The 22,813-nt window shown below is 49.5% G+C and carries 16 protein-coding genes; 14 read left to right on the top strand and 2 right to left on the bottom strand.

Going from position 1 to position 22,813, the window contains the following annotated elements; translation table 11 throughout:
- Positions 1-23: 23 nt before the first annotated feature.
- Both ACYVF1_RS18520 and ACYVF1_RS18515 read right to left on the bottom strand, forming a co-directional pair.
- Positions 24-767 carry an IclR family transcriptional regulator gene (locus ACYVF1_RS18520; RefSeq protein ID WP_461081519.1) on the bottom strand — a complete coding sequence of 248 codons (744 nt, stop codon included), beginning with the start codon at positions 765-767 and terminating at the stop codon, positions 24-26.
- A gap of 92 nt (positions 768-859) precedes the next feature.
- Positions 860-1,630 carry an SDR family oxidoreductase gene (locus ACYVF1_RS18515; RefSeq protein WP_461081517.1) on the bottom strand — a complete coding sequence of 257 codons (771 nt, stop codon included), beginning with the start codon at positions 1,628-1,630 and terminating at the stop codon, positions 860-862.
- 279 nt (positions 1,631-1,909) lie between these two features.
- Between ACYVF1_RS18515 and ACYVF1_RS18510 the strand changes: the two genes are divergently transcribed.
- The 14 genes from ACYVF1_RS18510 to ACYVF1_RS18445 all read left to right on the top strand — a co-directional run bounded on the left by ACYVF1_RS18510 (position 1,910) and on the right by ACYVF1_RS18445 (position 22,752).
- Positions 1,910-5,074 carry a SusC/RagA family TonB-linked outer membrane protein gene (locus ACYVF1_RS18510; RefSeq protein WP_461081515.1) on the top strand — a complete coding sequence of 1,055 codons (3,165 nt, stop codon included), beginning with the start codon at positions 1,910-1,912 and terminating at the stop codon, positions 5,072-5,074.
- Between the two features lie 14 nt (positions 5,075-5,088).
- Positions 5,089-6,501 carry a RagB/SusD family nutrient uptake outer membrane protein gene (locus tag ACYVF1_RS18505; RefSeq protein ID WP_461081513.1) on the top strand — a complete coding sequence of 471 codons (1,413 nt, stop codon included), beginning with the start codon at positions 5,089-5,091 and terminating at the stop codon, positions 6,499-6,501.
- A gap of 29 nt (positions 6,502-6,530) precedes the next feature.
- Positions 6,531-7,229 (top strand): SGNH/GDSL hydrolase family protein, encoded by a 699-nt coding sequence (locus tag ACYVF1_RS18500; protein WP_461081511.1) that lies wholly within the window; start codon positions 6,531-6,533, stop codon positions 7,227-7,229.
- Complete coding sequence (locus ACYVF1_RS18495) at positions 7,226-10,021, top strand: GH39 family glycosyl hydrolase (protein WP_461081509.1); 2,796 nt, start codon at positions 7,226-7,228, stop codon at positions 10,019-10,021. Before ACYVF1_RS18500 ends, ACYVF1_RS18495 begins: the two co-directional genes overlap by 4 nt.
- A 13-nt stretch (positions 10,022-10,034) precedes the next feature.
- Complete coding sequence (locus ACYVF1_RS18490) at positions 10,035-10,961, top strand: alpha/beta hydrolase (protein ID WP_461081507.1); 927 nt, start codon at positions 10,035-10,037, stop codon at positions 10,959-10,961.
- Positions 10,962-11,189: 228 nt separating this feature from the next.
- Complete coding sequence (locus tag ACYVF1_RS18485; RefSeq protein ID WP_461081505.1) at positions 11,190-12,344, top strand: hypothetical protein; 1,155 nt, start codon at positions 11,190-11,192, stop codon at positions 12,342-12,344.
- Positions 12,345-12,351: 7 nt separating this feature from the next.
- Positions 12,352-13,875: a GH39 family glycosyl hydrolase gene (locus ACYVF1_RS18480; RefSeq protein ID WP_461081503.1), complete on the top strand. Its 1,524-nt coding sequence runs from the start codon at positions 12,352-12,354 to the stop codon at positions 13,873-13,875.
- 11 nt (positions 13,876-13,886) lie between these two features.
- The gene (locus ACYVF1_RS18475; protein ID WP_461081501.1) at positions 13,887-15,521 is read left to right on the top strand and encodes a glycoside hydrolase family 28 protein; all 1,635 of its coding nucleotides are present in this window, start codon (positions 13,887-13,889) and stop codon (positions 15,519-15,521) included.
- Between the two features lie 21 nt (positions 15,522-15,542).
- Positions 15,543-17,054 (top strand): glycoside hydrolase family 28 protein, encoded by a 1,512-nt coding sequence (locus ACYVF1_RS18470; RefSeq protein WP_461081499.1) that lies wholly within the window; start codon positions 15,543-15,545, stop codon positions 17,052-17,054.
- A gap of 2 nt (positions 17,055-17,056) precedes the next feature.
- Complete coding sequence (locus ACYVF1_RS18465) at positions 17,057-18,775, top strand: sodium:solute symporter family protein (protein WP_461081497.1); 1,719 nt, start codon at positions 17,057-17,059, stop codon at positions 18,773-18,775.
- A gap of 25 nt (positions 18,776-18,800) precedes the next feature.
- Positions 18,801-19,502 (top strand): SDR family oxidoreductase, encoded by a 702-nt coding sequence (locus tag ACYVF1_RS18460; RefSeq protein ID WP_461081495.1) that lies wholly within the window; start codon positions 18,801-18,803, stop codon positions 19,500-19,502.
- Positions 19,502-20,209, top strand: coding sequence for an RraA family protein (locus ACYVF1_RS18455; RefSeq protein WP_461081493.1), 708 nt, complete (start codon positions 19,502-19,504; stop codon positions 20,207-20,209). Before ACYVF1_RS18460 ends, ACYVF1_RS18455 begins: the two co-directional genes overlap by 1 nt.
- Positions 20,209-22,308 (top strand): heparinase II/III domain-containing protein, encoded by a 2,100-nt coding sequence (locus ACYVF1_RS18450; RefSeq protein ID WP_461081491.1) that lies wholly within the window; start codon positions 20,209-20,211, stop codon positions 22,306-22,308. The genes ACYVF1_RS18455 and ACYVF1_RS18450 overlap by 1 nt, the downstream gene beginning before the upstream one ends.
- A 39-nt stretch (positions 22,309-22,347) precedes the next feature.
- On the top strand, positions 22,348-22,752 hold the full coding sequence (locus tag ACYVF1_RS18445; protein ID WP_461081489.1) for a VOC family protein: 405 nt from the start codon (positions 22,348-22,350) through the stop codon (positions 22,750-22,752).
- Positions 22,753-22,813: the final 61 nt, after the last annotated feature.

The following is a 22,813-nucleotide window of genomic DNA, read 5'->3' as shown; positions in this document are numbered from 1 at the left end:
TTCGATAAGCCTGTTTTTTAATCTCAGGAGAACGCCGATAACCGTCTACTAATTAATTGTGCAGCAGCTCTTAATTCGGATTCAATGTTTTTGTTTCTGTCATCACTAAACCGAATTTCAGGCAAGAAAATACTTAAACTGGCTATCACCTGATTATGCCGGCGGACGGGAACAGCTAACCCTATAATGTGCGTTTTTGACCGCGTAACGCATAGCTCATTGGCTTGAATAGATACTAATTCGGCCTCTAATCCCTGAGACGTAGTGGCCTCGGGCCAAACATCGGGCCCCGGATACCCAATCGCGTTAATGAGGCTTTCCCGCTCTTTAACCGAGATAAAGGCTAACAGAAGCCGACCAGATGCTGTCTCATATATGTTACGTTCGGTGCGACTACGTACCTGAAGATCCTGATCGCTATTCACTAAATGGACAATGAATCGTTTCTGATTGCGAAGAACCCCCAGAATAGACGTTTCGTTGAGACGCTGGGTCAAGTCTTCCATAATATCCTTAGCCACCAGCACCAGATCCTGGCTGTACGACAGATTATTGGTCAGATTATACGCCATCGGGCCTAGCCGATAGCCTTTCTTTCGCCCCAGGTGTTCCAGATAATTTTTTTCGACTAATGTTTTTAGGATGTTCACGCAGGTGGCCTGATTCATTTGCAGGGTTTCGGCAATCTCCGTGAGCGAGTGCGCCCGACCGGGATCTTGCGCAACAAGTTCCAGAATATCCAGCGCCTTAACGATAACTAATACCATGTGGAAGTTATATATGAAGTATGATATAGGAGGTATATGTAGACGTGACGGATGCAGTTTGATATATCATACATCCTATATCATACATTCTGTTACCGCCCCATCCATCCGCCGTCAACCGTAATTACGGTGCCATGAACGTAGCGGGAGGCTTCGGAAGCAAGGAAAACCGTAACGCCTTTAAAATCATCTGGTTCACCCCAACGCCCGGCCGGTATACGAGCTAGAATGCTTTGGCTACGTTCGGCATCCTGACGTAGTGCTTCGGTGTTATCGGTTGCTATATAGCCTGGTGCAATTGCATTGACATTCACATTTTTCGAAGCCCACTCGTTGGCAAAGGCTTTTACCAGACTGCCAATCGCACCTTTGCTGGCGGCATAACCCGGTACGTTAATTCCGCCCTGGAATGTCAGTAAAGAGGCCGTAAATATAATTTTGCCAGAGCCCCGCTCGACCATACCCCTACCGATTTCGCGAGTCAGAATGAAAGGTGCGTTCAGATTCGTGTTAATTACCGTATCCCAGTAATCGTCCGGGTGTTCAGCGGCTGGTTTTCGTAGAATAGTTCCGGCATTATTCACCAGAATATCAACAACAATCCCATCGGCTTTCAAAGCTTCGAGAAAGGTGTAAACACCAGAGCGATCACTTAAATCCGCCTGATAAGCCCGGAACGACCGGCCCAGTTTCTGTACGTCCTGCTCAACCGCGCTGCCTTGGGGCTCGAGCGATGCCGAAACACCAATTATATCGGCACCTGCTTCGGCGAGAGCTACGGCCATTGCTCGTCCAATACCGCGTTTGCAGCCAGTCACCAGCGCTGTTTTTCCAGATAAGTCAAATTGCTTCAAAATACTCATACTGTATCATTGTGATAGTAAATGCAAGTTTACTCGATTAAAGTAGAATTACAAAGACCATATTTACAGAAAAGCTTAATCGTTTGTACTTTTTTAAGATAAAATCGCTGGATTTCTACACGGAAACGGGTTTACTTATGATTATTCGGTTAGTCACTCAAATAAAAATAGTCCAAAAAAAAAATAAATAAGTAAAAATAATTGACATTAAAAGGTTGGGATTATAGTATTGCAATGGTAAATTTAAATTTATCATTGATAAATAATAACTAAGCTCTGATGAATAACCTCTCACTAAATCGAAGTCGAGCCTGGCTATTGGGATTGGTCTGGCTGTTGACAATAAGCCAATTATTGGGTCAATCTGCCAATACAATTACGGGCCAGGTTTCTGACGAAACGGGCCAGCCCCTGCCCGGTGTAACTGTACTTGTGAAGAATACTAGTAACGGTACGACAACCGATGCCAAAGGAACGTATCGTCTATCCGTTACGTCGGAGAGTGCAGCTTTAGTTATTTCGTATGTAGGCTACACGAGCCAGGAAATTGCCATCAACAAGCGTTCAGTGATCGATATTCAGTTGGCGCCCGACAATAAATCTCTGAACGAAGTGGTTGTAATTGGCTATGGTACACAACAGAAAAAAGACCTGACTGGAGCCGTAGCCTCGGTATCGGCCAAAGACATTCAGCGCCTGCCTGTTTCGGGCTTAGATCAGGCTTTGCAGGGACAAGTTCCTGGTTTACAGATTTCCTCTACGTCGGGAGCACCGGGCGGTAATACCAATATTCTGGTACGTGGTATTGGCTCGGTTTCTGGCGGTAATGATCCTTTGTTCGTTGTCGATGGATTTCCAATCAATAACTCTAACGCGGGTAATGGTTCTGGGGTGGTGGGTGGTAGTGCTGGGGTGACCAATCCACTTAATTCAATTAATCCGGGTGATATTGAATCTATCGAGATTCTGAAAGATGCGTCAGCCACGGCCATATATGGTTCACGGGGATCAAATGGCGTCATTATCATAACCACGAAGCGCGGAAAGTCTGGTAAGGCGCAGATTACGGTCGATGCCTATGCGGGTGTTCAGGAACCGGCTCGGGTACTGAAAATGATGAACTCGCGGCAATTCGCCGAATTCGTAATTGAAGGGCACAACAACGGCTGGCTCGACAATGGTGGCCCTAACGCAAAAATTACCGATCCCAACAGTGTCCGCTCTACGTCGTATCGGATACCGGAAGAATGGCAGAACCTGAACAGTCTGCCGAACATCGATACCGATTGGCAGAAAGTTATTTTCCGTACAGCTCCCATCCAGAATTATCAGATCAGCGCCGTTGGCGGTAATGACAAGTTACGTTATTCTATGTCGGGCGGGTATTTCAACCAGAAAGGTATTTTGATCAGCTCAGGTTTCGAACGCTATACAGCCCGGATCAATCTCGACGGTCAGCTTACGCCCCGATTAAAGGTGAGCATGAACCTGGCCCCTACGTATACATCGACCGACAACGTACCGTCGACGGGTCATTACAGCGATTTTAATATCGTTTCTTCCGCTTTATCAATGCCACCGCTCATTCCGGTTTACAATCCGGATGGTACGTATGGGAATACAAATGCGCTGACCAACGTAGGGATGGGGGCGATTCCAAATCCGGTTCAAATTGCGAACGAGTACAAAACCTCTAACTCACAATTCCGGATATTGGGTAGCTTATTCGGTGAATACGAAATTGTTAATGGCTTAAAATTTAAAGTGAGTGTAGGAACAGACTTCAACTATTACACAACTAACCTCTTTAAGCCCTCTACGTTGTCGAGTAGTGCTTCGGTATCGCCAGCTACCGCTTCTATCATCAATACGTCAGATGTGAACTGGCTAAATGAAAATACGCTCAATTACCGACGGACATTCGGCGCCCACTCGATCGATGCCCTTGGAGGTTTTACCGTCCAGAAATCAACGACATCGGCCTCGACTACGAATGCTACCAATTTTGCCGACGATCTGCTCGAAAACATCAATGGCGGTCAGATTACGGGAGGGAGTTATGGGGTTGGTCAATGGTCATTGATATCTTATCTGGGTCGGGTCAACTATGCGTATAATGATCGCTATTTAGTCACAGCGACAATTCGTTCAGACGGCTCATCGCGGTTTGGTTCTAACAATCGCTGGGGTACGTTCCCTTCGTTCTCGGTCGGCTGGCGTTTGTCGGAAGAGCCATTCCTCAAAAACCTGAATCTATTTGATGATTTCAAGATTCGGGCGGGCTACGGTCTTTCGGGAAACAACGCCATTGGCAACTACCGCTATTTGGGTCTGTTGTCGGCAACGAACTACGTACTGGGCAATACGCAGGTGCCGGGTTTGTCGCAGAATAGCTTCACCAACAATAACTTAGGTTGGGAAACCAGTAAGCAGATTGATATTGGTTTAGACCTGGCTTTCTTCAACGGACGGCTGCAATTTACAGGCGACTACTATAACCGACGTAACACGGATATGCTCCTGAATAAAGCCATTCCGTCGGTAACGGGGTATACGTCCGCCTGGGTCAATATCGGTGAACTGGAAAATAAAGGTGTTGAACTCGCTTTGTCGGGCAAGCCGTTAGCGACTAGCAATTTTCAGTGGACGAGCAGCTTCAACATTACGTTCAACCGCAACAAAGTGCTACGTCTCGGTACGGATGGCGAACAGCTCTTTTCCGACGGAGGTCGTGGCGATGTCAGCATCACACAGGTAGGTCAGCCCATCGGTAGTTTCTATGGGCATCAGGTCGAGGGAATTTTCACCACTCAAGAGCAACTATCCTCTCACGCAACCCAAACCGGTGCTAAGCTAGGCGATTTTATGTACAAAGACATCGACGGAAATGGTGTCATCAGCGACGCCGACCGGACTATTCTGGGTAACCCACAGGCCAGAGCATTTTACGGCTTCAACAATACGTTCACGTACAAAAACTGGTCGCTGAACATTCTGATGAACGGTGTGCAAGGGAAAGACGTATTCTGGGCGGGGGCTGTGTTTGTACGCGGGTATCATGGCGTACAGAATAATCTCGCCAAAGTGATCGAGAATTATTACAAATCGCCCTCGCAACCCGGCGATGGCAACTCACCACGTATCATTCGGGGTGCGTTGAATAATAACCTGAGGTACAGCTCTTTCTTCAACTTCGACGGCTCGTATCTGCGGGTTCGGAACGTAACGCTGAACTACAACTTACCGCAGAATCTGGCGAAACGTATCGGTATGCAGGGCGGCCGGATTTACCTGACCATCAACAACCTGTACACGTTCACGAAATACCCTGGCTACGACCCTGAAATCAGTAACTCCGGCGACAATATGCTGGCCTCTGGTATTGATTATCTGGGTTATCCGCCCGCTCGTTCATACACGCTCGGTTTAAGTCTCACCTTCTAACCAGCTCATTCCTTATGAAAGCCAAACACCTTTTTCTAGCACTATTGAGTGCAAGTCTGCTGACGAGCTGTAACGATAATTTCCTGGCACTTACGCCCCAAACCGACCGTAACACCGTCAACTTTTATCAAACAGCGGCCGACTTCAACAATGCTGTTGTGGGTGCCTATGCCTCGCTCAAATTGTCGGGCGTATATGGTACGTCCCTCTACTGGATGGGCGAAGTATCGACCGATAATGCTGATTATGGCGTCACTACGCGGCAGGCCGTCAATGTCGATAATTTTCAGTTTGTTGATCGCACGTATACGTCACTTAACGACATTATTTATACTGCCTGGCGCGATCACTACGTTGGTATAAGCCGCACGAATGCCATTCTGACCCGTATTGAAGGGGCTAGTATTGCCGATAACGTAAAGAAGCAATACAGAGGAGAGGCCCAGTTTATTCGTGCCTTACTTTATTTCGACCTCGTCCGTTTGTTCGGCGATGTACCGCTGGTGACCTCTGAAATTACCTCGCCCGATGGAGCCAGCAGCCTGACCCGTATGCCGGCGGAAGATATTTACAAGCTAATAATCAGCGATCTACAAAGCGCCGAACAAGCCTTACCCGTATCGTACGGGACAGCGGATGTCGGCCGTGTGCCTCAGGGAGCCGCCAAAGCGCTGCTTGGCAAGGTATACCTGACCCGGAAAGACTGGACCAATGCCGCCAGTAAGCTGAAGGAAGTAATCACGTCGGCTAAATATCAGCTATTGCCTAAATATTCCGACGTTTTCAGTTTCGCTACGCCCACCAATGCAGAAATTTTATTCAACGTACAGTATAAATCGGGCAATACGGGTCAGGGAAGCAACTTTGGACCAGTACAGGCTAGCGAAGGGGCACGTATTACGGGAGGTAGCATGCGCTACCCAACCGCCGATATGGATGCGGCTTATGAGCCAGGTGATCTGCGCAAAAGCTTTTCGATGAAATCGTCGTACATCGACGCAAACGGGCAGACGATCAATCAGCGCTACGTTAGTAAATACGTCCAGTTTGGCTCGTTGAACAATGACTCCGATATCGACTTTCCGGTGCTACGTTACGCCGACGTATTACTCATGTATGCCGAAGCCCTGAACGAAGTAAGCTTCAACCCCGAAGCCGTTACATATCTAAATCAGGTTCGTAAGCGGGCTGGGCTGGCCGACACAAAAGCGACAGATCAGACCAGCTTCCGACTGGCAATTGAGCAGGAGCGTCGGGTGGAGTTCGCTTTTGAAAATCAACGCTGGTTCGACCTGGTTCGGACGGGGCGCTACGTTGCCGTTATGACCGCTAAAAAGCTGCCTGTCAAGGACTTTAATACGTTCTATCTGATTCCGCAGCGTGAAATTGATCTGAACAAAAATCTGAAGCAGAATCCGGGGTATTAAGTACTACGTGTCTTCAAAGCTTACTGTTCATGAGACTTTCCAAAATTATCCTCGTTCTCCCGCTCTGCTATTTGCTGCTCAGTGCTACGTCGTCCTTGCCAAAATTGTACGTCATTGGCGATAGTATTTCGATGCGATACGGGCCGTTTCTGGAAAAATACGTGCAGGGCGTTTGGCAGTACGACCGGAAAAGTGACGATGGACAAGCCGCTAAAAACCTGGACGTACCTGTTGGGGCCAACGGGGGCGATTCGCGGATGGTGTTGGAATACCTGAAATTGAAAGCGCCCGACAAGTCGTTTCAACCGGATATTCTGCTTTTGAATTGTGGTCTGCACGACATCAAGCGAAACCCGGAAACGAACACCATTCAGGTGGATTCGGCCAGTTACCGCAAAAATCTGGAGGCTATTTACCAACTGCTCCACAAACGGAATATTCGACTGGTTTGGATGCGCACTACGTCGGTGGAGGACGAACGGCACAACACCCGCTCCAAAGCGTTCAAACGCTACGCTCGAGATCTGGATGCCTACAATGCTATTGCGGATGAGGTAATGCAGAAACATGGTGTTTCGGTCATCGATCTCTATACGTTCACGCGCAGTCTGGGCAGCGAGCATTTTGTCGATCATGTGCATTACGACGATTTCGCCATGCAATTACAGGCAGGCTACATCGCTGGATTTTTACAGGGGTTACTTCCATTAACCCAAAAACGAAAATGAGCGCATTCAAACACTCTTTTCTATCAGCTAGTCTGCTCGGTTTAACTTTAGCAGCAACCTTCGGACAGGATCCTCCCACGCCAAAAGGCTATCAGGAAATCGGCCAGCTACGTCCGCGTTCGGCTAAAGAAATAAAAGCATCAACCTGGTCCATCGGTGGCGAAACTCTTGACCGTGACTATACTGATTACCAATCTTATAAGCCTTATTTAGGGCCACTGGGAGCCAAGCGAATTCGGTTACAAGGCGGGTGGTCCAAGTGTGAAAAAGTGAAAGGGCAGTATGATTTCGCCTGGCTCGATGCGGTGATCCCGGACGCTTATTCGCGGGGTGTGTCGCCCTGGGTCGAGCTGTCGTATGGCAATCCGCTTTACAACGGTGGTGGCGAAGCCAAGTTGGGTGGACGGATTCCAACGTCGGAAGAAGGACTAGCGGCCTGGGACAACTGGGTTCGGGCGATGGTTTCCCGGTATAAAGCGCAGGTTCCGGAGTGGGAAATCTGGAATGAACCCGATCTGAACAAGCAGAATACGGGCGAAGAAGTAGCTGATTTTTACATACGTACCGCTAAACTAGTGAAGTCGATCCAGCCTAATGCCAAGCTCATTGCGCTGGGTGTAGCCGGTGTTCCCGCAACAGCTTTCATGCAGGCGTTTTTGGGCCGTATGAAAGAAAAAAACGCGCTTGACCTGATCGATATTCTGACGTATCACGGCTACGCACCCGTTCCCGAAACGTCGTACCCGAAGATTGAGGAGATGCGTAAATTGGTCTGGAGTTATAACCCAAAAATTACCTTCATGCAGGGTGAAAACGGGGCTCCTTCTACGTTGAGTAACGTCAACATCGGCGCTTTGCGGCAATTTGACTGGAGCGAACTGAGTCAGGCAAAATGGGATTTACGCCGGATGCTGGGTGATCATGGACGCGGTATCGCTACTAACCTCTTCACAATCAGCGATATTCATTACGCAGCTGGCGACCACATGACAGGGGTCAATACGAAAGGAATCCTAAAAACGAACCCTGACAAAACCATCGACCGGCCGAAGATGTCCTACAAAGCGGCCCAGCACGTATTTACTACGTTCGACGATCAGATTGAACTCCTCGACAAAAGCAAACCTACTGTTAGTCAGCCGACTGTCTCGGCGTTTCAGTATCAACGTAGTAAGAATGGCGGCAGTCTCGTTACGTTGTGGAGTGGAGAAGCACGACCCACCGAAACGTATGAGCCCAAATCGACCGACGTAACGATTGAGGGGAAATTTACTACGCCCGTTTATGTCGATTTGATTTCGGGAAAGGTTTACGAGATTCCGAAAAATAGCTGGAAAAAAACCGGAAATAACTACACCTTTTCAGCAGTTCCGGTACCTGACTACCCCGTGTTGATTGCCGAAAAAAGTGCTCTGCCACTGACCACGCCTACAGGACAATCGGCTAACCCAAGTTTTAAATATCTCGGCAAAATTGCCCCGAAGAACTCGCGGGATATTCGCTCGTCCAACTGGTCTGTTGGAGCCGAATACATGGACCGGGATTACACAATTTATGCTAATTGGAAAGAATATTTGGGCAAACTCGGCGTCAAAAAAGCGCGGATTCAGTCGGGTTGGGCGAAGTGTGAGAAAGTAAAGGGGCAGTATGATTTTGCCTGGCTCGATGAGATCGTAAATGACATGGTGAAGCAAGGTGTAACGCCCTGGATCAACTTGTCGTACGGCAATCCAGTTTATTCGGGTGGGGGCGGCACTACGTTGAATGCGGCTATTCCGTACTCAGGTGAAGCGCTGGAAGGCTGGAAAAAGTACGTAACGGCTATTGTCAATCGCTACGGCGATAAGGTTCAGGAATGGGAAATCTGGAACGAACCTAACTACAAAATCGCCATTCCCGACTACGCTAACTTTTTCATTACCAGTGCCGAAACCGTGCGTTCGGTACGTCCCAATGCCAAAATAATTGCCTTCGCATTGGGCAGTGGCGTCGATTACAAATTCGCCGACAACGTACTGACAATTCTTCAGGAAAAGGGTAAACTCGATTTAGTAGACGAAATCAGCCATCACCGACATATTTCGAATCCTGATAATCGGGATCCGGAAATCGAGCTGGAAAAGGTTGTTGCCAAATACAGCCGGAGCGTTAATCGCTCGAAAATCCGAATTCGGCAGGGAGAAGCGGGTTGCCCATCGGAATGGAGTAACCACTTCGCGATGAGCAAATATCCTTGGACGGAACTGACGCAATCGAAACACATTCTACGACGGTTATTGACCGATCTGGGGCACGATAAAGAGTCGTGCTGCTTCACGATTATGGACGCTAAAACGCCTGAAGAGTGGAATCATAAGGGTTTGTTGCAAGCGAAGGAAGACATGACGGTGGCCTACGCTAAACCCGCTTATTCCGCCTTTCAAAACCTGACTTCCGTATTCGACGACCGGCTAAATCGGCTGGAAACGTATCCCTATACGACCAAAAAAGAGGATAACAGTAACCTTTCGCTGTATGCTTTTGCCGATAAAGTCAGTCAGCTTCAGGCGGTAACGGTCTGGATTAAAGACAACGTACCGTCTAACGACAATGAGCAGACCTTATGCGATTTCACCTTTGCCAATGCCCGATTCAAAAATCCAGTTTGGGTGGATTTGGCTGCTGGAACCGTGTATGAAATTTCAAAGGATAGCTGGCAAAAGAAAGAGAATCTATTCCGTCAGATTCCCATCTACGATTCGCCAATTCTGATTGCTGATAAGTCGCTTATCAGTCTATCCGAAAATCAATAAACTGCTACGTTCCATGAGCGCAATAATGGTACAAACAATCTTTCTTCTGCTGGCAGTAACTCTGCTGCCTGGGCGAATTATGGCCCAGCAGGAGTCCGAGATACCATTATATCCCAATGCCATTCCAAACTCAGTGACCAGCAGGCAACCAGAAAAACGTACGTACGATGCCGAAAAGCGATTAACGGCCTTATCCAATGTGATTATCCCGCGATTAATCGTTTACCGGTCTAGTTCGCCCAATGGTACTGGTATCATTATTTGTCCGGGCGGTGGCTATCGAAATCTGAATACCGAAAACGCCCGATTTATCGCGCAACGTCTGAATCAGTGGGGCGTTACGGCCTTCGTGCTAACGTATCGTTTACCCGCCGATGGCCTGATGCAGGATCGTTCAATTGGCCCGTTTCAGGATGTTCAACAGGCGTTTCGTGTGGTACGTCAACGGGCAGCAGAGTGGGGTATTCAACCGAATCGATTGGGTGTATTGGGCTCGTCGGCTGGGGGACACGTAGCGGCTATGGCAGCAACCCAGTTTACGAAGGCATTTGAATCGGGAAAAGACACCACTTCACTACGTCCAGATTTTCTGGTATTGTGCTGGCCTGTCGTTAGTTTTCGACCCGACATTGCCCATCAGGGTTCGGTCAAAAACCTACTGGGTGAACATCCGACGGAAAAGCAACTGGCCGATTTCTCACCTGAAGAACACGTAACAACGGCTACGCCACCAACATTTCTGGTCCACGCGGGCGACGATCCTACGGTGAAATTCAGCAATAGCATCCGCTTTTACGAGGCTCTCAAAAAAGTGAATATTCCTGCCGAATTACACCTCTACGAAAAAGGCGGCCACGGTTTCGGCATCAAACCCGATCTGCCCGATTCGTGGATGACGCAACTGGAAATCTGGCTGCGCAATCGAGGTTTTCTGAATTGATCATGATGGTCTAAGAACATATTAAATTGACGTAAATCATGGATATTAATAAAGATAAGATTTTGATTGATAGAGTATTAAGGATATTTTTTGTCATCCTGACGAAGGAAGGATCTTAAAGCATCCTGACATTCAATTAAGTATGCTTTAAGATCCTTCCTTCGTCAGGATGACAAAAATTCTCAGCCCATTATTTACGTAAACCTTAACCCGAATACAACCAATAACATGATGGAAACGCCCGGTTATCAACGTATTAAGAAAGTATCGCTGGATTTTGTTAACGCCATGAAAATCGGCGATACACCCGGCGTATATCGCAAAGAACAGGGCGAGGGCGAAAGTTTTTATGGCTCCTATCACGCTGCCCACGTACTGGATTTATTTGGCGAATTGCACAATCGTCCGGCGGCTGATCTGGATATCTGGGCTAACCAATTTCAAAGCCGCCAAACTGAACAGGGTTTTTTCTCTGGAAAAGCATCGGAGTTTAGCCGCTTCCGCACCTTGGAAGAACTGGAACCGGTCTGGCACTACACACGCGGGAACATTTGGGCGCTACGTGTGCTCGACCGCAAACCCGAACGGGAACTGAGCTTTCTGGAACCACTGCTCAATGCCGGCCGACTGTACCGCTGGGTGAAACACTACAACTGGCGTAATTCGTGGTCGGCTGGCAATCAGGTGCTAGCGGCTGCTACGGCCCTGTTTGCTCTGCGGGATTGGTTTGGTGCATCGGAAGTGGATGCGCTGATGGAGAAAGCCATGTTCCCGGCGCTCGAAGAATTGCAGGACAGCCGGACTGGCTATTGGGGCACACAGTTCGGCGCTGATCGCGATAATGGGTTGTTTGGTACCATCCACGTCATCCCTATTTATTTCGCCTTAGGTTGGCCACTTCGGCATTTGGAACGTTCCATCGACTCAACGCTGGCTTGCCAGTTACCCGATGGTTCGTTCTGGCCGGGTGGCTCCGATTGCCCTGATTTCGACGGGGCTTACCAGTTAGCCAATCTGGCCGCCCTGACGGATTATCGCCGGGAGGATGTAGAAGCCGCCTGCCGTCGGTATCTGGCGCATGCCCTTCAGCACGAAAGCCCGGATGGTGTTGGCTGGTTACTGCACCGGAAGGACAGCCAGCCCAGCGACTGGGTTCCGCGTCCGCACTGGATCTGGCAGGAGGGCGAAACTTCCGCCCGAGCCGAACTACGGGACGAAGACCCAAATCGCACACACATCATGTTGGGTTCCTGGTTTTATCCACTTTCGATTGCGCTGGTGAGCCACCTGCTCGGCGATACGGGATACGAAGGACCTTATCATTTCAATAGTCACTCGCTGCACGTCTGCAATGTGTTCAACGAACCATTAACTAGCTACTAATCAACGCATGGAAAACAACCGCCGTAATTTTCTGAAGACGCTGTCGGTGCTCCCACTTTCGGCATCGCTCGATCATCTTGAGTCGAACGTATCACAACCCATTACGCAACCCGAAGCTAACGTAACGGTTGCCCCCTTAAACAAAATCGGTACGATTCGCCTGAAGAAGCCAACCGAAATTAAAAGCTCGCCCCTGGGCATCGGCTGCGAAACACTGGATCGTGATCTGTGGAAACCCAAAGAAGTCTATCCCTGGATTGATAATTTACCCATCAAATGGGGACGTTTGCAGACCGGATGGGCGCGCGTAGAGCGGGAAAAAGGTAAGTACGATTGGGGTTGGCTTGACGAAAGCGTAGATGGGTTGGTAAGCCGGGGTGTTAAGCCGTTTTTCAACGTCAGTTACGGCAACACGAATTATCAGGCAGGCGAAGTTGGTTTTTATCCGTCGGCCGCTGACCCCGTGGCGAATGCTGCCTGGCAGAAGTTCGTTGTTGCCGTCGCCAAGCGCTACAAAGGGAAAGTTCAGCATTACGAAATCTGGAATGAGCCCAACCTGACAGGTTTCTGGAAACCCGATAAACCCGACCCAAAGAAATATGTGCAGTTAGTGCGGGAAACGGCTCCGCTCATTCGGAAAAACAATCCTGATGCGATCATCGTCGGGGGCGTGGTTTCGCGCATGCCAATTACTTACGTTCAGGAGCTTTTTAAAGCGGGATTGGGTGATTTGATCGATATTTTCTCGTTCCACCCGTACACAACATTGCCCGAAGCGTATACCGAACGGACGAAAGCGTTACGTCAGTTTATTGATCAATACAATCCTAAAATAAAAATCTGGCAGGGTGAAAACGGGTTTCCTTCCGATCCAAACAGTACCGGATTCATAGGTGAAGGTCCCTGGACAGAAACCATTCAGGCGAAAGTAATGCTACGTCGGCTGCTGACCGACTGTTCGCTGAATCTGCCGATGACGCTGTGGTTTCTGATCGTCGACCTGCACGATTATCCGAAGGGGTCAGGCAATACGAATTACAAAGGTATACTCCGTCAGAAGCCGGAAATTAAGCCGAAGATCGCCTACAAAGCCCTTCAACATCTGGGAAGTCTGATTCATGGAGATGTACGCGCTCGCACTACCATTGTGCACGCAATGTCTGGAAAAGAAGCCGCGACGGAGAAAGAATATCAGGCATTTGGCAACGGTGTCAGGAAGAGTCTGCCAGGTATTTGTACCGCTACGTTGAATACCGACAACGGTCCCGTACTGGCTTACTGGTCTGATCAAAAAGCATCCGACAATCCAACGACCGACACGATTCATCTAATTCTCTGGGATTGGGAGGGCCGGGGTTTTACAGACCCTGTACTGATCGACCCACTTTCGGGAGAGATATTGGAAATACCTGATAAACAGAAGTTATCAGATGAAGGGAAAGGTCGCGTGGAAGCCGAAGCGCAGATTTTCCGGCAGCTTCCTGTATCGGATTATCCAATGATGATCATGGAAAAAAGCAAAGTAGTTTAACTCATTTGTCAATGACGCGCTTGTTCAATAGTTTCCTTCTCTGCCTTGTCGTAGCAACCTGCGGTTTCACCCAAAGCCCATCCGGCACCTGGGACGTTTTCCGTACGGGCGCGAAAGGCGATGGCAAAACGATGGATACCAAAGCCATTCAAACGGCTATTGATCAATGCCACTCGGCCGGGGGAGGGAAGGTATATCTGCACAACGGTACGTTTCTGTCGGGTACGATTTACCTGAAAAGTAACGTAACGCTTTATGTCGAAGCGGGTGCTACGTTGCTGGGCAGCCCCAAAGCAACTGACTTCCTGGATCAGGCTTCCGACTACCCAACGTACGACGAGCATCCGCTCACCAGCAAAGCCTTGATCTATGCCGAAAACTGCCGAAACATTAGCATCGAAGGACGGGGAACCATCGATGGGCGGGGCGACTTGATCGACAATCGCGGACCTAACGATCCATACCTACGGCCTTCGTTCAAATACCGCCCGCGCATTCTGCATATACGAGGCTGCGAAAATGTGCAAATCAAAGGTGTTACGTTGCAGAACTCGGCGTCGTGGGTGCAGACGTATCAGGCGTGTAAAAACATGGTTATCGACGGCATCACGGTCGATAGTCGCGAAAATAAAGACGTAGAGAATCCGAATCGCGAACACACCGTCAAGCATCGGAATACGGACGGGATGGATTTGGTTGATTGCGAGTTTGTGCGCGTAACGAACTGTTTTATCACGAGTGGTGACGATGGCATCTGTCTGAAAAGCTTTTCGCCCGATAAGGCTTGCCGAAATATCACCATTACCAACTGCGTCGTCAGCTCCGGTGCGAGTGGCATCAAGATCGGGACAGAAACGGCCGGACGTATCGAAGACATTGTGGTTCAGAACTGTACTGTTTTCGATACTTGGGGCGATGGGTTAGGGATTATGACCGTTGATGGGGCACAAGTCAGACGTATCACGTTTTCAGATATCAGCCTGCGAAATATCAAACGCTCCGGAATTTTTATTCGTCTTGGAACACGTAACAAGAAATATGGCGGTAATACGGTTGTCAATAAACCGGCTCTCCAGGACGTAATGATTTCCAATATTCAGGGAAGTCGGCTGGCTACGTTGGGTTGTTCGATCACCGGAATAACCGACTATCCGATTGAAAACGTAGCGTTACGTAATCTGAACTTTGAGTTTGACGGTGGTATCACCGACGTTAAGTCATCGACTGTTCCCGAAAAAGCAGATGCTTACCCATCCGGGTCGATGTTCGGTGCTACGTTGCCTGCCTATGGGTTCTACGTTCGCCACGCCCGAAATGTTACGTTCGATCAGGTGCAACTGCGTTTCGCCAAAGACGATCAGCGTCCGGCGTTAGTTTTCGACGATGTTGAAGAACTGGAAATTCGGGGTTTAAAAGCGCGAACTGTAGCGCAAACACCGGAACTGATTCGACTCATAAATACGCAAAAAACGACTATTGCTGAGTCTCGGCCAACGGAAACCGTTGCTTCTTTCGTGTCGGTTTACGGCGAAAAATCAGCCGCTATTGCCCTGATTAATAATACCTTGAGCCAGTCCCGGCAAACGTGCTTTTTCGAAACGCCATCACTGAAATCAACTGTCAAAGAATCTGGAACGATGCAGTAATCGGCCAAACCCATTGTTACTATGAAGAATCTGGTCAACATCTTTTGCCTCTGCCTGACGCTCACTACAGCCGGTTTCTGCCAGAAGCCTACTGGTGTATGGGACGCCTTTGCGTATGGAGCAAATGGTGATGGCAAAACGATGGATACAAAGGCTATTCAATTGGCTATCAACCGTTGTCATGAAGCAGGCGGAGGAAAGGTTTATCTACACAACGGTACGTTCCTGTCGGGTACAATTTACCTGAAAAGCAACGTAACGCTCTACGTCGAAGCGGGTGCTACGTTGCTGGGTAGCGCCAACGTGAACGACTACCCAAGTACGGCTTCAAAATACCCGGCCTATGGCGGGGAGCTGGTGACGGAGAAAATGTTCATTTACGCCGAAGAAGCCCGAAACATTTCGATTGCCGGGCGGGGAACAATTGATGGTCGGGGGGATGATTTCAACGGCCCGTATCTGTCGCCTTCATTTAGTGGTCGCCCTCGAATTCTTCATTTTCGCAACTGCGAGAACGTACAGGTGCGCGACGTTACGTTACGTAATTCGGGGTCGTGGGTACAGTTTTACCAGTCGTGCCGAAACATGGTTATTGACGGCATTACGGTTGATAGTCGGGAGAATAAAGACATCGAAAAATCCCGTCATGCCGATGCCAAAGGACGTAACACGGATGGCATGGATTTGGTCGATTGTCAGATTGTACGCGTATCCAACTGCTTCATTAACAGTGGCGACGATGCCATTTGCCTGAAAAGTCTATCGCCCAACGAGAGCTGCCGGGATATTACGATTACCAATTGCATTGTCAGTTCTAACGCGTCGGGAATTAAGATCGGTACCGAAACGAGCGGAGCGTTTGAAGATATTACCGTTCAAAATTGCACCGTGTTTGATACGCGGGTCGATGCGATCAGTGTAATGACCGTAGATGGTGCCCGTATCGAACGCATCAACATCTCGAATATATCGGTCCGCAACGTTAAGGGAGCTGCCATTTTCGTTCGGCTGGGGGCCCGAAACCGGACGTACCGGAAAAATGCCAAAGCCACTACGGGAATCCTAAAAGATATTTTGATTGAGAATGTGCAGGGCACCCGAATAGGCGGCTACGGTTGCTCAATTACCGGAATTCCGGGCTTCCCGGTCGAAAATATAACCCTGAAGCAAATTCGGCTTCGCTTTGACGGGAGCAACAAACCCCTACTGAGCGACGATGATACGAGAAAACCAGTACCGATCGCTCCACCAGCTGTAAACCATACAGTTGCAGAGAAGATCGACGCTTACCCGCGCGGTGAAATGTTCGGTCGGCTACCGGCTTATGGGTTTTACATCCGGCACGGCAAGAATATTACGCTGGACAATCTTACCCTCGATTATGCCGACGAAGAAAACCGGTCGGCCATTGTTGCTGATGATGTTGATACCCTGCAAATCAATGGCTTAAACGCGAAGGCCAGTCCGAATGGCCCGGAAATAGTCCAGTTTAAAAACGTTCGAAATTCTCCCAACATTCCTAAATCAAACTAACCGTGCAAACGCTTCAACAACTGGATTACTGGGCCATTGCCATTTACATGCTTCTGATGGCAGGCATCGGGCTGTTTCTGGGCAAATTCGTCAAGAATATTGGCGACTATTTCAAGGGAGGAAACGCCATTCCGTGGGTGTCGGGAGCGATCAGCAACTTCATGACCAAGTTCAGTACGTTCATCTTCGTGGCCTATGCGGGCATTGCCTACCAGCACGGATTTGTGGCCCTGACGCTGATCTGGAGTACGGTTTTGCCGGCATTGGTTGGCGTCGCAATTTTCGCGAAACGCTGGCGTCGGGCGGGGATCATGACGCCGATGGAATTTCTGGAAACCCGCTTCAACGCCCCCGTTCGCCAGACATTCTCCTGGATGGGCGTGCTGTTCAAAATCCTGGATAACATGGTTCGCCTGTACGCGCTTGGCCTGTTCGTAAAAGCGGCAACGGGTCTCTCGCTTGAAGCATCCATTCTCACCTGCGGAATCATTGTGGCGCTCTATACGGTTGTGGGTGGCCTATGGGCAGTCGTCGTAACCGACGTAGTACAGTTCATTATTTTGATTGTTGCTACGTTGATTCTGGTACCGCTGACGATTCAGGCGGCTGGCGGTTTGCCCAAGATGATGGCGACGATTCCCGATCATTTCACCTGGTTCAATGGGCCCAAAGGAATGCCATTATATATGACGGTCTATTACCTGATGATACTCGTTAAATACAGCGGCAACTGGACATTTATCCAGCGATTCTACAGCGTTCGAGACGAAGAAGCCAGCCAAAAACAGGGTATGTTAACAGCGGTATTTTTCTTTCTCTTTCCCGTCATTTTTCTATTCCCCTCCATTGCCGCCAAGGCCCTGATTCCGAATCTGGAAAACCCTGAAATGGCTTACGTCAGTGTTTGCCTGAAGCTGCTTCCAGCCGGAATTATGGGCCTGATGGTCGCGGCCATGTTTGCGGCTACGATGTCGGTATTGAGTGGCGAATACAACGTAACGGCCGGTGTCCTGACACGCGACATTTATCACCGCTTATTCAACCCCAAAGCCACGGACAAAGAGATGCTTTGGGTAGGTCGATTGATGACGCTGGTCCTTGGTGGACTCATCACTATTGGGGCGCTTTACGTTGGTGGTTTCGGTGGGGCTTTTGAGGCCAATAAACTGTTTACGGGCCTGTTCGCCATCCCGATGACGTTGCCGCTAGTATTGGGTATCGTGCTCAAACGGCCGCAGCCCTGGGGGGCATTTGCTACGTTATTGGTCGGCGTAGCTTTGGGACTGGTACTCAATTCGATGCCGCAGGTTTCGTGGGAGTGGGCTACGTTAATCGAAATCATTGCCTGCGTGGTGGTTTTCCTGCTGTCGGGCGCTATTGGTTCTCAAAGCGATACGTATCGCCAGCGTGTCGAGGCTTTCTTCCGTCGCTTAAGTACGCCGTTGACGGAAGCCGAAAAACCTGCTGAAAATCCAGGATTTATGCAGACCATGAATCGGTTATACGCCGTCGCGTTGGTCGTAACGGGCATTCTGTTTATGGCGATGAGCGTACCATCACTGAGCGAAACCAGCGGTCAGGTCGCCATAGGTGCCGGCCTGCTTTGTCTGGTCCTTTCGGCAATCATGTGGTACCGAGCCAGCCGACCGATTTCTAATGCATCCATTACGAACGTAATGCATCGTCAACAGCCTGTTGACACAGCGGTTAATAATCACTGAAAAATTCAAGCGATCTTATCTGACTATGAATAATTTACAGGACAAAGTCGTCTTCATTACCGGTGCATCGAGTGGCATTGGAAAAGCGGCTGCTATCGCGCTGTTGGAACAGGGCGCTAAAGTTTTTGACTTCAGCCGAACCCATCAACTAGCCGACGAAGTGAGCCACGAAAATCTTCGCTCATTTAAAGGCGATGTCAGCCAAGAGAATGACGTAGTAGCTGGTTTTGCTACGTGTCAGGAGGCCTTCGGCCCGGTCGATATTCTGCTCAACAACGCGGGCATTGGCCTGACGACCACCGATCTGTCCATGACCGATCTAGAGACCTACGAACGGATGATTACCATCAACATGCGGGGTGTTTTCCTCTGCAACCGAGAAGCACTTAAGCAGATGAAACCGCGCAAACAGGGTCATATCGTGACGGTCATTTCGATGGGTGGCCAACGTACTAATCCAACAGCTCCGGTTTACTGTGCATCTAAGTTTGGCGCTCGCGGACTAAGTAGCGGCCTGGCCGATCAGGTCCTCAAAGAAGGAATTCGAGTCACCGACGTCAATCCGGGGCCAACCGACAGCAACTACTGGGGTGATCGGAACGTAGCACGCGAAAAATTCCTGAAAGTGGAGGACGTAGCACGGGTTATTCTCTTCGTGCTCAACCAGCCCGAGTACGTCCTCATTCGGGAAATCAATTTTGACAACATGAAATTTCTGGCACAATAATGAAATCCAACGGAAAACACCACCCGGACGGTAAGAAGCCCGTTCCTCCCTTCCCAATCCCCGTGTCGGAAATGCGGATGCGCTATCTGCAACTCTACACCGGAGCGATTAACGACGTACTACGTTTCAATTACAGCATGCACGCGTCCAGCCTACCTGCGGCCTTTGCTCCACTTCGCGAGGAAATGAAAATGGCGGGGATGGCTTTCACGGTCAAAGGTGGCCCCGATATTACAACTGATGGCGAATTTGAGCTGCGGGCGCAAATGCTCGAAGATCTGCACCAGGATTCGGTCGTCATCTGGGATTGTACGGGTGATACTGTTACCTCGCAATGGGGTGAAGTTATGACGATGGCTGCGCTCAAAGCCGGTTGCCGGGGAGCGCTAATTAACGGCATTCGGGACACCAAAGCCATTCTGAATCTGGACTTCCCGGTCTTTCACAAGTACAAAACAAGCACCGGAATGCTCGGCCGGTTCCGTATGTATTATTATCAAAAACCGGTGCAGATTGGCGAAGTAATCGTAAAACCCGGTGACTGGATTTTTGGTGATATTGATGGGGTAATCGCTATACCACAGGCGATTGCATACGATGTGTTGGTATCCGCCGAAAAGATCGTGCATAAAGAAGAAGGCATTAAGGAAATGGTCGAAAGTGGCATGACGCCAACGGAAGTCGTGCGCAACGGAGGGTATTTCTGATGGTAGCCGTAAAAACACCAGCTCTGTTTCTAACCGAAGCCGAAAAATCCGCGATTCTGTCCAGCGAGAATACCGTTGTCCGGCAGTTTCGGCAGGCGCTGGCGCTTCGGGTAAATACGCGGCTGGCAACGACTTGGCCTCATGCCGAAAGTCCGACGCTTGGCCGGGCCGCGCTTGGCTGGTGGTATCCGGCGGCTGAGTACCTATCCGACGCGGCAATGCAGTATGCGCTTGAACCTACGGCTGAATTGTCGTCATGGCTACGAAATACGACATTGCACATTGCCCGACTGCCAACAACCGAATGGGTTGGTCCCTGGTTTCGCAATCATGTTGAACCGTTTACGGGACATCTGGAAACGGCGCATGTTTGCTGGGGAATAGCGGCTGTATTGATGTTAGCCGAGGATATTTTCAGCCAAGCTGAACGGGACGAAGTTCGGCAGGCTTTACACGACAAAGGTATTGTTCTGTGCCAGCGCTGGTTGGCGAAAAACAACCATCTGGCTAACTGGCGGGGTATTATGGCATCCGGTGCGCTGGTTGCTTCGGCGGCTTTGGGCGATGAAGAGTTGCTCATAGAATTGCTTCCCGACGTAGTACGTATGGCGCAGGCGTTCCAGCCCGATGGGTCGTATGGTGAGTCGTTGCAATACGGAAATTACCTGGCAAATGCCCTGATGTTGGCGTACGAATCGCTAATACGTTCGTATCCGGAGTTAGCTCATCAACTTGATATAGATGCGTATGGACGCGGAATGAGTTGGATGGCGCAAAGTATGTTGTACCGCAAGCCGATGGACAATTGGGGAGACTCACCACGAGCCAGAGCGGTAAATTTCAACGACTCCGCAGCTATATTCCGACCCTCTGGCGACTTGCTCTTACACGTAGCGGCCCGTTCAACCGAAACGCTTCAGGCAGGGTTAGCGCGATGGATTTTTCAGGAATATTACGAACCGGAGCCAGAACAAGGCCCGCACGATCTTGCCACGTTCGGCATGGTGAATGATTGGGGCTTTCTGACGTTGCCCCTGTTGCTACGTTCTCCCAAAGCGATTTCGCCAGAGGAAGCGAAGCTACCTTTAACGACATCGTTTTCAAACGGTAATACGTTGGTGCGTGACTCCTGGAACGGCAAATCCGTGCTGGCCATTCAGGCGGGAAATAATGACGGCGTATTTGCACCTGGTCATTTGCAGGGCGATTTGAATAGCTTCATGCTGGTCTATAACCGCGAACGGCTCCTGGCCGACCCCGGCCATAGTTGTTACCGTAACCTGATTCACGGACTGGAATGCGCCACCCAAACGCATAATACCTGTACGTTTCTGCTTGAGCAAGATACGCTGGGTTTGCAGGAAGACTTAGCGAAAATCAAGTTGCTTGAACAGCGTAACGTATTAACTCGTAGGCAGATACATGCTGATGGTTCCGTTAGTGCACCAGTTAATCGCGGAGGTCGACTGCTTACGGCTCAGCGAATTGATAACGTATCGGTAGTGGTTTCGGAAGTAGCTGCTACGTATGGAAATCCTATTCAGGAGTTTACACGCTGCTGGATTCAGGTTGGCGCTCACGTTACGTTCGTGATCGACCGAATTCGGGCTAGTGAACCCGTACGTACCGTCTGGAACTGGCTGTTGAATAACCGGGATGGAGAATCAATTATTCAGACAGAAGGAAACGGTCTGACTATGTACCGCCATCAGACAGGATTAAAGTTATGGCATATTGGGCAAGGTACTCTGGCAGGGCCGGTTTACGCTTACCTGCACGATGCGTATCATCCTGAACCTGCTCAACGGGGTGAAGGTCGACCCGGAAGCGGGTTGCTATTCCGCCATACAGACGATAAGAAAGCGACATTCATAAATCAACTGCATATCCTGAATGCCGATGAGCTTGCAACTATTAATGATTGGGAAATGCAGGCAGAAATGAACCAATGGATCGTTCGTAAACCGGGCGTTTTCATCCAGCTAACCGGTTCCTACGAAGACAAATTATCGCTTTCGCTGACGGTTAATAAGAAGACGTATGCACTGGCTGAAAACGAAACTGGCTTCACGCTTGAACTAGCCGAATCAACACAGTAAACGTAACACTCAACAGTTGAACTCCTTTCTATTTCCACTATGAACGAATCCCGTTTTCTGGGCGTCGATCACCCCGCCGTTGCTGCCGATGATGTCGAAGCGCTAACCGATTGGTACTGCCGGGTGCTTGGTTACAAACGCTGGTTTCGTCACCGACCCGTCGGACCGCTCAAACCCGTTTGGATGCTACGTGCCCCTGATCAAACCTTACTGGAAATCATGCCGAAAGATCAGACGCTACGTCCTACACGTACTACCTGGACGCCCGGATGGTCGCACGTAGCACTCCGTGTCGCTGATATTGATGAGGCCATCCGCTGGCTCGACTCACAGGGCGTAAAGTGGGGTGGCGAATTAACTAATGCAATCGGTGGAGGCCGCGTCCGCAACTTTTTTGATCCCGAAGGCAACATGCTCCAAATTCTTCAACGAGTGCAAGAGTGAATCAGCGAAGTCTATTCGGCTAATTGCTCATTCACTCTTGCGCTTATTTAATTTTTTAATA

The sequence above is a fragment of the Spirosoma flavus genome, from assembly GCF_054778555.1.
This window is presented reverse-complemented; position numbering and strand designations above follow the sequence as displayed.

Excerpts from the sequence above, each read along its gene's own strand:
- ACYVF1_RS18445 (WP_461081489.1), top strand. The coding sequence starts at position 22,348 with ATGAACGAATCCCGTTTTCTGGGCGTCGATCACCCCGCCGTTGCTGCC.
- ACYVF1_RS18460 (WP_461081495.1), top strand. The coding sequence starts at position 18,801 with ATGAATAATTTACAGGACAAAGTCGTCTTCATTACCGGTGCATCGAGT.
- ACYVF1_RS18475 (WP_461081501.1), top strand. The coding sequence starts at position 13,887 with ATGACGCGCTTGTTCAATAGTTTCCTTCTCTGCCTTGTCGTAGCAACC.
- ACYVF1_RS18510 (WP_461081515.1), top strand. The coding sequence starts at position 1,910 with ATGAATAACCTCTCACTAAATCGAAGTCGAGCCTGGCTATTGGGATTG.
- ACYVF1_RS18515 (WP_461081517.1), bottom strand. The coding sequence starts at position 1,630 with ATGAGTATTTTGAAGCAATTTGACTTATCTGGAAAAACAGCGCTGGTG.
- ACYVF1_RS18450 (WP_461081491.1), top strand. The coding sequence starts at position 20,209 with ATGGTAGCCGTAAAAACACCAGCTCTGTTTCTAACCGAAGCCGAAAAA.
- ACYVF1_RS18485 (WP_461081505.1), top strand. The coding sequence starts at position 11,190 with ATGATGGAAACGCCCGGTTATCAACGTATTAAGAAAGTATCGCTGGAT.
- ACYVF1_RS18500 (WP_461081511.1), top strand. The coding sequence starts at position 6,531 with ATGAGACTTTCCAAAATTATCCTCGTTCTCCCGCTCTGCTATTTGCTG.
- ACYVF1_RS18520 (WP_461081519.1), bottom strand. The coding sequence starts at position 767 with ATGGTATTAGTTATCGTTAAGGCGCTGGATATTCTGGAACTTGTTGCG.
- ACYVF1_RS18470 (WP_461081499.1), top strand. The coding sequence starts at position 15,543 with ATGAAGAATCTGGTCAACATCTTTTGCCTCTGCCTGACGCTCACTACA.
- ACYVF1_RS18455 (WP_461081493.1), top strand. The coding sequence starts at position 19,502 with ATGAAATCCAACGGAAAACACCACCCGGACGGTAAGAAGCCCGTTCCT.
- ACYVF1_RS18480 (WP_461081503.1), top strand. The coding sequence starts at position 12,352 with ATGGAAAACAACCGCCGTAATTTTCTGAAGACGCTGTCGGTGCTCCCA.
- ACYVF1_RS18495 (WP_461081509.1), top strand. The coding sequence starts at position 7,226 with ATGAGCGCATTCAAACACTCTTTTCTATCAGCTAGTCTGCTCGGTTTA.
- ACYVF1_RS18490 (WP_461081507.1), top strand. The coding sequence starts at position 10,035 with ATGAGCGCAATAATGGTACAAACAATCTTTCTTCTGCTGGCAGTAACT.
- ACYVF1_RS18505 (WP_461081513.1), top strand. The coding sequence starts at position 5,089 with ATGAAAGCCAAACACCTTTTTCTAGCACTATTGAGTGCAAGTCTGCTG.